Source organism: Nostoc sp., from assembly GCF_036917775.1.
Lineage (GTDB): Bacteria > Cyanobacteriota > Cyanobacteriia > Cyanobacteriales > Nostocaceae > Nostoc.
The window spans coordinates 137121-151411 of sequence record NZ_JBALEQ010000092.1; the positions used below are offsets into that span (position 1 = coordinate 137121).

At 40.6% G+C, this 14291-nt stretch carries 17 protein-coding genes; 5 read left to right on the forward strand and 12 right to left on the reverse strand.

Annotated features, from left to right (window positions below):
* Positions 1 to 39 precede the first annotated feature (39 nt).
* The 8 genes from hypD to V7K69_RS18550 all read right to left on the reverse strand — a co-directional run bounded on the left by hypD (position 40) and on the right by V7K69_RS18550 (position 8687).
* The gene (gene hypD / locus V7K69_RS18515; protein WP_335036865.1) at positions 40 to 1218 is read right to left on the reverse strand and encodes a hydrogenase formation protein HypD; all 1179 of its coding nucleotides are present in this window, start codon (positions 1216 to 1218) and stop codon (positions 40 to 42) included.
* 236 nt (positions 1219 to 1454) lie between these two features.
* The gene (locus V7K69_RS18520) at positions 1455 to 1730 is read right to left on the reverse strand and encodes a HypC/HybG/HupF family hydrogenase formation chaperone (RefSeq protein ID WP_335036867.1); all 276 of its coding nucleotides are present in this window, start codon (positions 1728 to 1730) and stop codon (positions 1455 to 1457) included.
* 71 nt (positions 1731 to 1801) lie between these two features.
* Positions 1802 to 4150, reverse strand: a complete 2349-nt coding sequence (gene hypF, locus V7K69_RS18525; protein WP_335036869.1) for a carbamoyltransferase HypF — start codon at positions 4148 to 4150, stop codon at positions 1802 to 1804.
* 90 nt (positions 4151 to 4240) lie between these two features.
* A complete protein-coding gene (locus tag V7K69_RS18530; protein WP_335036871.1) occupies positions 4241 to 5467 on the reverse strand; it encodes a hypothetical protein in 1227 nt (408 codons plus the stop codon).
* A 771-nt stretch (positions 5468 to 6238) separates the two neighbouring features.
* Positions 6239 to 7084, reverse strand: coding sequence for a NifU family protein (locus V7K69_RS18535; protein ID WP_335036873.1), 846 nt, complete (start codon positions 7082 to 7084; stop codon positions 6239 to 6241).
* A gap of 69 nt (positions 7085 to 7153) precedes the next feature.
* Positions 7154 to 7378 (reverse strand): hypothetical protein, encoded by a 225-nt coding sequence (locus tag V7K69_RS18540; protein ID WP_335036875.1) that lies wholly within the window; start codon positions 7376 to 7378, stop codon positions 7154 to 7156.
* A gap of 8 nt (positions 7379 to 7386) precedes the next feature.
* Entirely contained in the window at positions 7387 to 7653 is a 267-nt protein-coding gene (locus tag V7K69_RS18545; protein WP_335036877.1) for a hypothetical protein, read from the reverse strand.
* Positions 7654 to 7718: 65 nt separating this feature from the next.
* Entirely contained in the window at positions 7719 to 8687 is a 969-nt protein-coding gene (locus tag V7K69_RS18550; protein WP_335036879.1) for a hypothetical protein, read from the reverse strand.
* 816 nt (positions 8688 to 9503) lie between these two features.
* Here V7K69_RS18550 and V7K69_RS18555 point away from each other — a divergent pair.
* The 4 genes from V7K69_RS18555 (at position 9504) to V7K69_RS18570 (ending at position 13047) form a co-directional block, all read left to right on the forward strand.
* On the forward strand, positions 9504 to 10466 hold the full coding sequence (locus V7K69_RS18555) for a hydrogenase small subunit (RefSeq protein ID WP_335036881.1): 963 nt from the start codon (positions 9504 to 9506) through the stop codon (positions 10464 to 10466).
* 233 nt (positions 10467 to 10699) lie between these two features.
* On the forward strand, positions 10700 to 12295 hold the full coding sequence (locus tag V7K69_RS18560; protein WP_335036883.1) for a nickel-dependent hydrogenase large subunit: 1596 nt from the start codon (positions 10700 to 10702) through the stop codon (positions 12293 to 12295).
* A 120-nt stretch (positions 12296 to 12415) separates the two neighbouring features.
* Positions 12416 to 12655, forward strand: a complete 240-nt coding sequence (locus V7K69_RS18565) for an antitoxin family protein (RefSeq protein ID WP_335036885.1) — start codon at positions 12416 to 12418, stop codon at positions 12653 to 12655.
* A complete protein-coding gene (locus tag V7K69_RS18570) occupies positions 12652 to 13047 on the forward strand; it encodes a type II toxin-antitoxin system VapC family toxin (RefSeq protein WP_335036887.1) in 396 nt (131 codons plus the stop codon). Before V7K69_RS18565 ends, V7K69_RS18570 begins: the two co-directional genes overlap by 4 nt.
* Here the strand turns inward: V7K69_RS18570 and V7K69_RS18575 are convergent.
* Complete coding sequence (locus tag V7K69_RS18575) at positions 13017 to 13247, reverse strand: type II toxin-antitoxin system HicB family antitoxin (RefSeq protein ID WP_335036889.1); 231 nt, start codon at positions 13245 to 13247, stop codon at positions 13017 to 13019. The two genes, V7K69_RS18570 and V7K69_RS18575, sit on opposite strands and share 31 nt — an antisense overlap.
* 8 nt (positions 13248 to 13255) lie before the next feature.
* On the opposite strand from V7K69_RS18575, the gene V7K69_RS18580 reads away from it, so the two are divergent.
* Positions 13256 to 13423 (forward strand): type II toxin-antitoxin system VapC family toxin, encoded by a 168-nt coding sequence (locus V7K69_RS18580; protein WP_442936158.1) that lies wholly within the window; start codon positions 13256 to 13258, stop codon positions 13421 to 13423.
* A gap of 36 nt (positions 13424 to 13459) precedes the next feature.
* Here the strand turns inward: V7K69_RS18580 and V7K69_RS18585 are convergent, their stop codons facing one another.
* The 3 genes from V7K69_RS18585 to V7K69_RS18595 all read right to left on the reverse strand — a co-directional run bounded on the left by V7K69_RS18585 (position 13460) and on the right by V7K69_RS18595 (position 14203).
* A complete protein-coding gene (locus V7K69_RS18585) occupies positions 13460 to 13684 on the reverse strand; it encodes a type II toxin-antitoxin system HicA family toxin (protein WP_292819470.1) in 225 nt (74 codons plus the stop codon).
* A gap of 3 nt (positions 13685 to 13687) precedes the next feature.
* Positions 13688 to 13897 carry a type II toxin-antitoxin system HicB family antitoxin gene (locus V7K69_RS18590; protein WP_190730943.1) on the reverse strand — a complete coding sequence of 70 codons (210 nt, stop codon included), beginning with the start codon at positions 13895 to 13897 and terminating at the stop codon, positions 13688 to 13690.
* Between the two features lie 102 nt (positions 13898 to 13999).
* Positions 14000 to 14203, reverse strand: coding sequence for a hypothetical protein (locus V7K69_RS18595; RefSeq protein ID WP_335036891.1), 204 nt, complete (start codon positions 14201 to 14203; stop codon positions 14000 to 14002).
* Positions 14204 to 14291: the final 88 nt, after the last annotated feature.

A 14291-nucleotide genomic window follows, 5' to 3' on the forward strand; every position in this document is an offset into this window, starting at 1 on the left:
CAAAGGGACGCAGAGGGAAGCGCAGAGGTACGCTGAGTATTATTCTGAGGAGAAGCCGCAGGCGGGGAGAGGTTCTTGAGTTATTTTTGGTTTTGGGGTGATTGTTCTTTTGGCAATTGTGGAGAGTCGTCCATATTTGTAATAGGCTGCACAAGCGCCTTCGGAAGATACCATGCAAGTACCGATTGGTGTTTCTGGTGTGCAAGCTGTACCGAATACTTTACACTCCCAAGGTTTTAAGACTCCTTTGAGAATTTCTCCACATTTACAAGCTTTATGGTCGGCTACTTTGAGATTCGGAATGGTAAATTTAAGTTCGGCATCAAATTGGGCATATTCAGGTTTGATTTGTAATCCTGAATAGGGAATGTCACCTAAGCCGCGCCAATCAAAACTATCTCGCACGGCGAAAACTTTATTTATGGCTTGCAGGGCTACTGTATTTCCAGATTTTTGGACAATTCGGTTATATTGATTTTCAACTTCGCAACGATTTTCTACTAGCTGTTGCAATAGCATCCAAATTGATTGGAGAATATCTAAGGGTTCAAATCCTGAGACAACAATTGGCTTATTATATTGTTGAGAAATAAATTGGTATGGGTCACTGCCAATTACCATACTGACATGACCAGGGCCAACAAATCCATCTAGTTGCAAGTCGGGATTATCTAATAGTGCTTTGAGGGCGGGAATCACGAGGACGTGATTGGAAAACATACTAAAGTTAGGAATTTTTTCGGCTGCTGCTTGCAAGATGGTAAAGGCGGTGCTGGGGGCTGTGGTTTCAAAGCCTAATGCGAAGAAGACTACTTCTTTGTCGGGGTTATCTCTGGCAATTTGCAGGCTATCTAAGGGAGAGTACACCATACGGATGTCTGCACCTTGTGCCCTGGCTTGCAGTAAAGTAGTTTTGGAACCGGGAACTCGCATTGCGTCGCCAAAGGTGGCAAAAATGACGTTATGATTTTGAGAGATTGCGATCGCATCATCTAATCTCCCTTTTGGCATAACGCATACTGGACAACCAGGCCCATGAATCAGTTCGATGGTTTGGGGTAATATTTCTTCGATACCGTATTTAAATATAGAATGGGTATGTCCGCCGCATACTTCCATGATTTTGATGGGTTTTTCTAGCTGGTGGCTTAATTTGGTGATTTCGCGGCGGATGGCTTCAGCTTTTTCTGGTTCGCGGAATTCGTCAACATATTTCATGGGGATTTGGGAATAGTTAATTTCGCTTTTGTGGTAGGGAGTTTTTTACGAACCGCCAAGACGCCAAGAACGCCAAGGAAGAAAGAGGTGAGTTTTAAACCCTTTCTTTACGTGAGACAAGAAATGTCTATTATTTGATATTATTTCTTTGTGAAGCTGCTCTTAATTTCTTATTTCTTGGCGTACTTGGCGTTCTTGGCGGTTCGTTCTTTATTTTTTACACTATAGGCACATCTTCATACAGAATTGGTATAAGTATTAACCCCTGCTTGTGCTGCTGCTAATTCTTGGAATAGTTGTAATGTTTCTGCTGCTTCTTGTTCGTTAATTCGATTCATGGCAAAGCCAACATGGACTAGCACCCAGTCGCCAATACAAGCTTCGGGAGGATGTTGTTCATCAACAATACAAGCAATATTTACTTCGCGCTTCACACCACCAATGTTAACTAGGGCTAATTTATGGTTAACGTTGGTAATTTCTACAATTTGTCCGGGGATTCCTAAACACATTTTTTTTAAGATAAACTAACCGCAGAGGCGCGGAGAACACAGAGAGAATTATTTGTGAGTTTTTTTAAAAATCAAGACCCATGTATGAATTGTGCGGCTGCAATCACTGCTTGTCCTAGAGATAATCCGCCGTCATTAGCTGGAACTAAGCTGTGAGTAAGTATTTTTATTCCCACTGTTTCTAATCCTTTGGTAACTTGCTCTAACACTATACAATTTTGAAAGACTCCTCCTGTTAAAGCTACTTGATGAATCGGATTTTCTTCACAAAGATGTTTAACCATTTCCACAATCGCATTAGCTAAACCTTTGTGAAATCTGGCAGCTATAACTGGTTGGGGAATCTGCTGTTGCAAGTCATCGAGTAAGGCTTGCCACATTGGGCGTGAGTCTATACAGTAAATACTATCTGAAAAGCTAAAACTAAAAGGATATATTAGCGTTTCTTTATCATTATTTAAGCTGCTAACATCTACTATAGCTTCCATTGCGATCGCAGCTTGTCCTTCATAGCTACATTCTTCAGGGCAAATACCGATAGCCGCCGCTACTGCATCGAACAACCGCCCCACTGAAGAAGCTGGAGGAGAGTTAATTTTTTTCTCCATAAGTTGATTTAGTAGCTTTAGTGGTTTTTTATTCAGCAATTTTACGATTTCTAAATCAGCATACTGTTGTTGGCAATCATCCCAAAGGTTAGCAGCTATTAATTGGGCGTAGGTATTACGCCAAGGCTGATAAATTGCTTGTTCACCACCAATCATTGCTACTGGTTTAAATGTTGCTAGTCGCTGAAATTTCCGATAATCTGCTAAAAGAAATTCTCCGCCCCAGAGTGTACCATCATCACCGTAACCTAAACCATCTAAAGCAATACCTAATACTGGAGGTGAATTTAAAGGAATCGCATTTTCTGCCATACAAGCAGCAATATGGGCGTGATGATGTTGGATTTGATGAATTAGAATTTGATTTGTGTCTGCAAGTTCTTTACCAAGTTTGCTGGAAAGATATTCAGGATGTTTGTCAATAGCGATTACTTCTGGGTTATGTTCAAATAAATTCAAGTATAAGTTTAAAGTCTCTTGGTAAGCATTGAAAGCCGCAGCATTTTCTAAATCTCCCAGATGTTGAGATAGAATCGCTTCTCGTTCACGCAATAAGCAAAAAGTATTTTTTAACTCACTACCCATTGCTAAAATTTGCGGCACATTGTCAAATCCTGGCGGTAAGTTAATCGATGCTGGTGCATATCCTCTAGCACGGCGAATTGTTTGGACTTTATCACCGATAACACGCACAACAGAATCATCTACCCGATTAATAATCTCTCGATTGTGAAAGAGAAAATAATCAGCAATTGTCCCTAATTTTTCTCTTGCTTCGTCGTTATCAATACATTGTGGTTCATCGGCAAGATTACCACTTGTTAAAATAATTGGGCGATTCATCCGCCGCAGAATTAAATGATGTAAGGGTGTATAAGGTAGCATGAAACCAAGAGTATTTTGCCCTGATGCTACCGATGGTGCTACAAGTTTTTTACCTGTTGCTTGTAGTAAAACAATTGGTGCAGCAGAACTTGTCAATAATTCTTTTTCTTTAGCGTTGACAGTACAATATTGTTCAATTATTTCAATATCCCGCGCCATTAAAGCAAAGGGTTTATGATAGCGCTTTTTGCGCTGACGCAGTTTTTGTACAACGGTTTCCTGAGTTGCATCGCAAGCTAAATGAATACCACTTAAGCCTTTAATTGCGACAATCTCACCCTTTTGCAACAAGGTACAAACGGCATCCACATCATCTAGCATGGAAAACATGGAAGCAGTAACAGATTTACCATCGGCGCGTTCTAACCAAGCTGTGGGGCCGCAAACATGACAAGCTACAGGTTGGGCGTGAAAACGGCGGTTTTCAACATCGTGGTATTCCTTTACACATTCGGGACATATAACAAACGCAGACATACTGGTATTGCTTCTGTCATAAGGAATCGCACGAATAATACTCAGGCGAGGGCCGCAATGAGTGCAGTTTGTAAATGGGTAGCGATAAAAGCGGCTAAAGGGGTCAAATATTTCTTGTTGGCACTGTGGACAAGTAGCTGCATCAGGGACAATTTCTGTTTTAATGGCATTATTAACGCTACTAGAAATCACAAAATTGTTAAAGTTAAATTCACCTTCGCAAGAAATTCTAGTTAGCTGATTAATTTTTGCTAACGGTGGACATTCTGTTTGCAATCTGGCAACAAATTCTGTTAATGCTTCCTCACTACCAGATACTCGAATTAATACACCTTGCCCATCATTACAAACATCTCCATACAAACCGCAGGCTTTAGCAAGACGATATACAGTAGGGCGAAATCCTACTCCCTGAACAGTACCGCGAACTCTAATTTCTTCAGTCGGCATAGGGACTTCCAAATAAAAAAATACCCAAAAACTGACGAAAAAACTTTCTTCTCTTCATTCCTCTGTGTTCTCTGTGCCTCTGTGGTTCGTTTATTTATTGAAAGTTCCATAATTAAACTGCCACAGCAATATTCGGTTATTTCCAGAATCAGCTATTACCAACCTATTGCCACAAATTTTTATTCCATAACACCAATTTAAACTATCTCGTTTAGGCAGCCCGAAATTACGATTTTCACCTTTACTTTGAAAATTTATTTGTCCTGCCAACCCATCTGCCATTACACCTTGCAGTGATAAAATTGATTCTGGCTTTCTCCATCCTAACAAACGAGAATTAGCTGTATCTGCAACTACTAACCAATCACCAGCCACCGCCACACCATAAGGCATACTCAAACTACTAGCACTAGGCAAATAAACTCCTTGATTCATTTCCACAAAATCAAAGCTTTTTTGCCCTAAAACCACAGCACAAGGAGCATTATTTTCTGTTGGCATTCCCTGCCAAATCATTACTCGGTGATTACCTGCATCGCTGACAACCAAATTTTCGCCCCAAAAGGCGATATCATGACACCAACGCATACTCGCTGCGGTTGGAGAATCACCGCCATTTTCATTGCGAGATATCATATCCGGTTGCCCTAAAACTAAATCAGCAGGTTGACCATTTTCTGTTGGTAATTGATGCCAAATTAATAGTCTTCGATTACCAGTGTCAGCAATAAATAGCCGTCCTTGATGATAGAAAATACCATAAGGCCAGTGCATTGTACTAGCAGATGCTTTTTGATTGCCTTGATTTGGTTCATTATCAGTAAAATTAACTTGCCCTAACACCAAATCTGCTGGAACATTATTATCTTCTGGTAAGTTTTTCCAAATCAAAACCCGATGATTCCAAGCATCTGCGACAGCTAACCCTTCGCCGCAAGCACAAATCCCCGTCGGTACACTTAAGGTTGCCCTTCCCGGTGTAGTTTTAGCATTTTGTCCTTCATGATAAAAGTCAGGTTGTCCAATTACCCAATCAGCCGGTTGACTATCTCTCGTGGGTAAATTTTGCCATCCTAATAATCGATGATGTCCTGTATCTGATACCCATAATGGGCCAGTTTCTGATAACAAACAAGCACCACGAGGCCCAAACATTGTTGTGGAATTGGGTGCTACAGGTATGACTAATTGTTCTGGTTCAATAATGTTACCTAAAATTACCTCTGCACCTTGGGGTGATAGAGGTAAATCTTGAGGATTTTCTGTTGCTTCTAGCGGTAATTGTGATATGGCATTAATTATGATTGGGATATCCATGAACCGCAGATAGAGGCTGATAATTATTTAAAAACATTAATGTTGATTAGCATGTAACAACAGTAACGGTTTTGCATTATGCTTTTTCAAATTCAGTTAAAACCTTTAATCAACTTCTGTATTAATCAATTTTAGGGCTTACGCATGAGTTAGGGAATAACGTAGACGCTTCTCTACGAGACGCTACGCGAACGGCTTGCCGCAGGCTACCACAGAGGCGCAGAGGACACAGAGAAATGAGAGTTTTAGAAATATTTTGCGTAAGCCCTAAATTTTAAAAAATCTATCTGACCTTTAGTAATTTTTGCTACATAGCAAATCTTTGGCATGAGTGCGCGATTTACTGAAATGAGAAAGCAAACTGGGGTTTGAGAAAGTAAAAGCTTATTTTGCTTGCGGAAAACACTAAAATGAGTAAGTAAAAGCTCATTTTGCTTGCGGAAAACACCAAAATGAGTAAGCAAACTGGAGTTTGAATAAGTAAAAGCTCATTTTGCTTGCGGAAAACACTAAAATGAATAAGCAAACTGGGGTTTGAATAAGTCAAATGACCTTTTGAGAAAGTAATATGCCTTTTTACTTTCTCAAAACACTAAAATCAATACCTGAATTACACAAATGAGAATGAATTTAGGGATATTGAGAAAGCATTCGGGCATTTTACTTGCACAAAATACTAAAAGGAATGCGCGAACTACTGAAATGAAAAAGCAAATTAGCCATGGTTTACTAATCACCAAGTATATTTGCTGAAATTTTACTTTTGCATGATCATTTTTGTAGTTTCACAAAAACCTTATCTTCTTTAACCTTGACTGGATACGACTGAAGCGAAACATCAGGTACGGTTAAGCATTTACCTGTCTCTAATTTGTACTGGAATCCGTGGGCAGGACAGGTAATAATACCATTTTCAACTTTACCTTTTTCTAAAGGAGATCCTAGATGGGTACAAGCATTACGGTAACATTTAACTGTAATGCCTTGACGATGTAAAATTAGCGAAGTACCAGCAAGTTGTACTGCAACTACACTAAATTCAGGAACTTCATCAAGAGTCGCTACTTTCATCCAAGTACAAGTTATTTTTGTAGAGAATGGACTGATTAAACCAGAATTAGCGTTGTTAACAGCAGGGCTATTATTGACTGCAACAACTTTGGTAATTTCAGGACAATGGTTTTTTATTGCTTGTTCTACTCCCTGAGATAAAGTCAAGGTAGAAGCTGGACAACTGCTGCAAGTTCCGATTAATCTAACTTCTACTGTATCTGGGGGCTTAATTGCCACTAATTCTACATCACCATCATGGCTTTTTAAACCTGGGCGAACTTCTTCAAGGGCTGTCTGAATGCGTTGTGAGAGTGGAGGTTTTGGTGGTTTTACTAACTCGTGATACAGTAGCACTGCATACACTAATTCATCTGCAACAGCATGGCGTAAAGCTGGCATTGATTCTTGTTTTAGGTTTTTAATCAAATTAGTCAATGCAGCTTTATGCAAAGCTTCAATTGCTCTTTTTAGACCTACTGCTACACACCGTTGGCTTTCATCCCACTCGGATATAATTGCCTCAAAACGATTAATTTCCTGAATTAATTCTTCAAGATTTGTCATTTGTTATTTGTCATTCGTCATTCGTCATTTGTCATTAGCATTGGGGATTTGTTGTTTATCAATGACAATTCACTTCGTTTTAAAATCCTTGAAGAGAAACGGCATAATCATGCCCGTCACTAAGCTAGATAATATGATTGGTAAGTAGAAGGGAATGGGGGCTTGTGCAAGTAACATGATTAGTAAAAAACCTACGGCAATACCAATAGTAGTTTGCTTGACAAAAAATATTGGATTGCGTATTAGTTTTCCTTTAAACAATAACTTAGCAGATAACCATCCTAGCTCTAACATATTTTCTCCTAATAATTTGTCAAGAAATTTAAAGCAAGAAGCCCTAAGAAGATGGCAGGAATTACACCCGCAGGGCCAAATAATGCACCAAGCATTGCTGAAAGTTGATATCCTATATCTTTACCAGCTAATAGCATTCCACCAATTGCACCGCCAACCATAGCCAAGGCTGTTGCTATGACTAACCACACCAATTCTGTTGCTATGTTAAGATCGCCATCTGCTAAACTTGTGAGGAAATTTATCACAGTTGGCGTTGTTAAAATGTCTCTCATGCTGTTTTTTCCTCATTGTTTAAGTAAAGAGTTAAGAATCAATTAAGATCCATAACCCATAACTCCTAACCCTTCATTTCTGCTTCTACATCTTGTAATGCTTGGACTACTACCTCTGCTTGTGCAATTTGTTGGTATTCTGTAAATATTTCTAAAGCAGTTTGATAGTAGATACGGGCTTGCAAAAGATTTTGAGGATTACCAGCTTCTGGTTTTTTAGGGTCGTCTGGTAAGTTGAATAAAGCGTTGGCTTTGTTGGAAATTGTGTTAGCGTACTCTAAAGGTGTATCTTTGGGATTACGCACTTTTAGCGCTTCGTCATAAGCTGCGATCGCACGTAAGTTATTTTCCACAGGATGGGAACTTACTAAATATTGCAAAGCGTTACCCAAATTGTTTTGCAACATCGCATATTCTCTGGGATGATCGATCAGATTAATATGCTTGAGTGCCACCTCAAATGATTGCACAGCTAACCCCTGACGCAAGTATTCCCGTTCTGATGCTAGGGGCATAGAAAGGTAAGCGATCGCAATATTGTTATACAAAATCGCGTATTCTTGGGGGTAATCTTCCCAAGTAAACACCCGCAACGCCTCATGATAAGCTTGGATGCTGTCGGTTATCCGCGCCAAATTGAATGGCACTAGCGACTGCAACACCAGCCCAAAATTCATCTGCGTTTCTGCCACTTCCTCGGGCGTTGCTAATTGCTGTAAAATCGGTAATGCTTCTTCATAACCGACTTTAGCTTGCATCAACAGTTGGTAATCAGCATCCGGTATTGCCTGTAACGTCCCCGCCATGCCCACTTTGGCCCTGGCTTTCAATAGGGGATACTCCTCACCACACATTTCGTAGGCCCGGTAATATAAGCCAACTGCATTCCGCAAGTCTTGGGCAGCTTTGGGCTTTTTTTGAAAACCCTGTGCTATCTCAATCAGCATTTGGATTTTTTCCTCTGCTGTGGCTGACTCTGAAGCAACAGCTGCTACCGCAGCCTTCACCGCCGAATCTGTAATGCTGGGGGTCATAACTCTGCCGTACTCTAGCCAATTGGGAAGTGAGTCCAACACCCATGAATGAACGAGATACTTTTGGGCATCTCATCACGGGCCATACCGATTTACGCAGGCTTCGAGTCCTTTAGGCGGAATTCCCCTTTTGTCTGAGACTAGAGGCTAGGGATTAATGATGTTAGTGACTAGGAAAAATTTTCCCAATACCTAATACCTAATCCTCAATCCCCTAAATTGAGTGAATCAATTTTTTTACTATAAAACACTCTATTTCTAAAATTCTAGGGGGAAATTGCCAATATTAATGTCAGCTTTAAACACCTTACATTTTGATAAGGTGTTCTGTATCATGACCTGACACAACGCAGTTGTTCTATATTGAATTGATAACATCTTATATATTTAAGACCTAACTTTGTTATCAAAATATAACTATTGACTTTGAACTTAAAAATAAATTTATTTACTATTTACTTTTTTTGGTTAGCGGTGATATTTCTTAATTTACAAGACTTTCACCTTTAAAATATTAGCTCATTTATATAGAGAAGTGGAGATTCCAAGTTTCTCAAAATGATTTAAAACAACTATCTAAAATCAATGTGCTTCGTTTATTCTTCAAGCTTGGGTGAAAAATTCTGTTCTTGATACAACCTTGTAAGCAATCTTAACTACATTTAAATTCTTAGCAATGATTAATTTTTATTTAACAAAAGATAATTCAATAGAAAATCCACTAATATAAATAAATAAATATTGATAAATACGTGAGACTCTACAAGCATTATTTACTAAATCACGTATCGCAAACAATACAAAAACACCTAGCCGATGACTAACGTACTATGGCTACAAGGTGGTGCTTGTTCAGGCAACACCATGTCATTTCTCAACGCTGAAGAACCGACAGTCTGCGATTTAATTGCCGACTTTGGCATCAATATACTTTGGCATCCTTCCTTGGGGCTGGAACTAGGCAACGATTTGCAAACACTGCTACGAAATTGTATTTCTGGCACAATTCCTTTAGATATCTTGGTATTTGAAGGCAGTGTTGTTAACGCACCCAACGGTACTGGTGAATGGAATCGGTTTGCCGATCGCGCCATGAAAGATTGGTTAGCAGATCTCGCCAAAGTTGCTAAATTTATCGTCGCTGTGGGAGATTGTGCGACATGGGGCGGAATTCCCGCTATGTCTCCCAACCCCAGCGAATCGGAAGGTTTACAATTTCTCAAACGTCAAGAAGGCGGCTTTTTAGGGAAAGATTTCGTATCGCAAGCCGGATTACCTGTAATTAATATACCTGGATGTCCCGCCCATCCCGACTGGATTACGCAGATATTAGTTGCGATCGCTACTGGACGCATAGCAGACATTGCTTTTGATGAACTAAATCGTCCCCAAACCTTCTTCAACACCTATACCCAAACAGGTTGTACTCGCAACGTCCACTTTGCTTATAAAGCATCAACCAGCGAATTTGGTCAGCGCAAAGGCTGCCTATTTTATGACTTAGGCTGTCGCGGCCCCATGACTCATTCTTCCTGCAACCGCATCTTATGGAACCGCGTCTCCTCCAAAACTCGCGCCGGAATGCCTTGTTTAGGTTGCACAGAACCAGAATTTCCCTTCTTTGACCTCAAACCGGGAACCGTATTTAAAACCCAAACAGTCATGGGAGTTCCTAAAGAATTACCGCCAGGATTCAACAAAAAAGACTACGCCTTACTCACAATGGTTGCAAAAGATGCAGCGCCAGCTTGGGCGGAAGAAGACTTTTTTACTGTTTAGTCATTAGTCATTAGTCATTGGTCATTAGTCATTAGTCATTTGTCCTTTGTGATTTGACCAATGACTATAACCCAATACAGTTCAGAATGAGCAACAAAACACTTGTAGAGACGGCGATTTATCGCGTCTTGAAAACTACAGGGAGGCGAGTGAATAATTACCAATGACGAATGACAAATGACCAATGACAAAGGACAAATGACAAATAACAAATGACAAAGGACAAATGACAAATGACAATTCAATCATTAGACATTTCGCCCGTCGGTAGAGTTGAAGGCGATTTAGATGTCCGAGTTGATATTGAACATGGAAGAGTAGTCAACGCCTGGACACACGCTGAATTATTTCGCGGATTTGAAGTTATCCTACGCGGTAAAGACCCCCAAGCGGGCTTAATTGTCACACCTCGCATTTGCGGAATTTGTGGCGGTTCTCACCTGACATCTGCATCTTGGGCATTAGATACAGCTTGGGAAACAGAAGTTCCCCGCAATGCAATTTTAGCCAGAAATCTTGGTCAAATTGTCGAGACAATTCAAAGCATCCCCCGCTATTTTTATGGCCTGTTTGCCATTGATTTAACAAATAGAAAATACCGCAATAGTCGCTATTATGAAGAAGCTGTTAAACGCTTTGCCGCCTTCACTGGCAAATCTTACGAACTAGGCATAACAATTTCCGCTAAACCTGTAGAAATTTATGCACTATTAGGCGGACAATGGCCTCACAGCAGTTATATGGTGCCTGGTGGCGTGATGTGCGCCCCAACTTTAACAGACATTACTCGCGCTTGGGCAATTCTAGAATATTTCCGCACCAATTGGTTAGAAGCAGTGTGGTTAGGTTGTTCATTAGAACGCTATGAACAAATCCAAAGTTATGATGACTTCAGAGATTGGTTAGATGAAGACCGAAATCATCGAGATTCCGACTTAGGTTTTTATTGGCGGATGGGTTTAGACATCGGTTTAGATAGATATGGCGCTGGTGTTGGTAAATATGTCACTTGGGGATATTTAGCCCATGAAGATAAATACCAAAAGCCGACTATCGAAGGACGAAATGCGGCGATGATTATGAAAAGTGGAGTGTACGACAGCTTTGCAGACACTCACGTTTTAATGGATCAGTCATTTACCCGCGAGAATACAACTCACTCCTGGTACGATGAGGGAACAGCAGATATTCACCCTAGCGATCGCACCACTAAACCCACTGCAATCAATACCAAAGACTTCGATAACGCTTACTCTTGGTCGAGTGCAGTCCTGCACAAAGACTTTGGACGCTTGGAAACTGGCCCCTTAGCGCGGCAATTAGTAGCTGGTGGTCAACATGGCGAATCTTGGCAACACTACGACCCCTTCATCCTCGATGTCTTCAAACGGATGGGTGGTGCTAGTATTCATGTGCGTCAGCTAGCACGAGTTCACGAACTTGTCAAGTTATATCGTCAAGCTGAACACTGTTTACGCGAATTCAAATTAAACGACCCTTGGTATATCAAACCCAAAGAAAAAGATGGACGCGGTTGGGGTGCAACGGAAGCAGCGCGGGGTTCCTTATCTCACTGGGTGGAAATAGAGGGCGGTAAGATTAAGAACTACCAAGTTATTGCCCCAGGTACTTGGAATATTGGCCCTCGTGACGGTGAAGGAATCCGCGGCCCCATTGAAGAAGCGTTAATTGGGACACCCATTTACGATTCTAGCGATCCGGTGGAAGTTGGTCACGTGGCGCGATCGTTTGATTCATGTTTGGTGTGTACAGTCCACGCCCATGATGCGAAAACTGGTGAAGAGTTAGCGCGTTTTCGTACCGCTTAAAATATGCTAATTTCTAATAGCTAATGGCTAATTATTTATTAGTTAGTCATTAGCTGTGTTTTTTACTGTGTTAGATATTATGCCATGATTAGAAATAGCTATGGCATGAGGAAAAAGTTTATGACTATAACTATAGAAGCTGTTTATGAACAAGGGGTGCTGAGGTTATTACAGCCGATTCCATTAGCCGAGGGAACTCGTGTTGAAGTCACTGTGATTTCAACTGAGGCTAAACCTGAAAACAAAACTCCTAGAGAGATTTTGGCACAAATTGCAGCCATGCCCTTAGAAGTTAGCAATGATAAATTTTCTGGTCGAGATCATGACACTATTCTTTATCCTCCACATAGTGCAACATGATCTTTGTAGACACAAGTGCTTGGTTTGCTAGTATTGTTCCTTCCGATACCGATCATCAGATAGCATCTTTATGGGTTAATCAAAATACTGAGCAATTGATAACAACAGATTACATTATCGATGAAACTCTGACTCTTTTGAGAACCCGTGGTGAATTTTTAAGAGCAATTAGTTTAGGAGAAGCATTTTTTTCAGATGTTCTGACGACCATTTATTACCTGACAGAAGACGATATTCGACAAACTTGGCAGATTTTTCGTCAGTTCTCAGATAAAAACTGGAGTTTCACGGACTGCTCCAGTCGGGTTGTAATGAATAAACTCCATTTAACTCAGGCATTCACCTTTGATCATCACTTTCGTCAATTTGGGTTTGTGAATGTTGTGCCTTGAAGTTGTGCGATCGCGTTGCGTGTCTGAAGTGATAGCTCCTCTAGAAGCATTTCAATAACTTCACGCAAATTTTCCTGCAATTCATCCAAGGTTTCACCTTGAGAATGCGCTCCAGGAAACCCAAGGACATAGCCAATATAGAATTTAGTATCAGGATCTCTTTTAGCGGGCAATGCGTAGGCGTAGCCAGCCGTAAGCATCGCTAGAAATTACAGCTTCTCATACTTTACAAGCGGCTGCTTTACCTTTGCATCACCGAGATCCTTTTGACAGAATGTTGATTGCACAGGCTCAGATAGAAGAAATGACGCTTGTGAGTGCCAATTCAATGTTCAATCAGTACGACATTTCACTACTTTGGGTAGCCAAATCGTGAGATTTTAACATTTGATTTCTGGTTAAGTGTTAAACATCATCGCCACTCCAGCATTTCTTCAATCGTCAAACCAATATCACTCGCAATCTGCCGTAGCAACCTCGGTGAGATGTCACGCCCTTTGTGGAATGGGACTGTTGTTCCTCGTCCATCTTCGTGTCGAAACTGTTTGTGTGAGCCTTTCTGACGTACCTCCACAAACCCAAGCTTCTCCAATATTCGTACAACTTCTTGGGGTTTCAGAATAGGAATATTACTCATGGTCTACTGAACCACAATCTGTTGTATACCTACAAACTCTGTCTCGAATACCAGATCCTCATCCTCTAGAAGCATCTCAATAACTTCACGCAAATTTTCCTGCAATTCATCCAAGGTTTCACCTTGAGAATGCGCTCCAGGAAAGCCAGGGACATAGCCAACATAGAACTTAGTATCAGGATCTCTTTCAACAATCGCAGTAAAAGTTTTCATATTACAATCATCGACAACGCTCACTTTACAGCTTACTAGATTGGCTATCAACCTGAGCGTAGGCGTAGCCCGTCGTAGACATCGCTCTTAATTTAGTCAGACCTAATCTTTATGTTTCAAGGCTTGCATGAGAATTTCACCTGCACCAAACGAATTGTACGATGTAGGCAAATCATAGGTTTTAAATGGTTCGAGAGGTGAAATATCTTTGTTGGTATCCAATTCTTCCGCCAAAATGCGGATTAGCTTAATTTTTTCTGATATAGAAAGTTTCCTGATAGCAGGAAGTAGCTCAGTGAGTGTCATGTTTCGCGCTCCATTTCTCAAACTAGTGTTACTTACAGCTTACTGGATTAGCCATCTACCTAAGCGATTGCCCAAAAGATAAATTTGA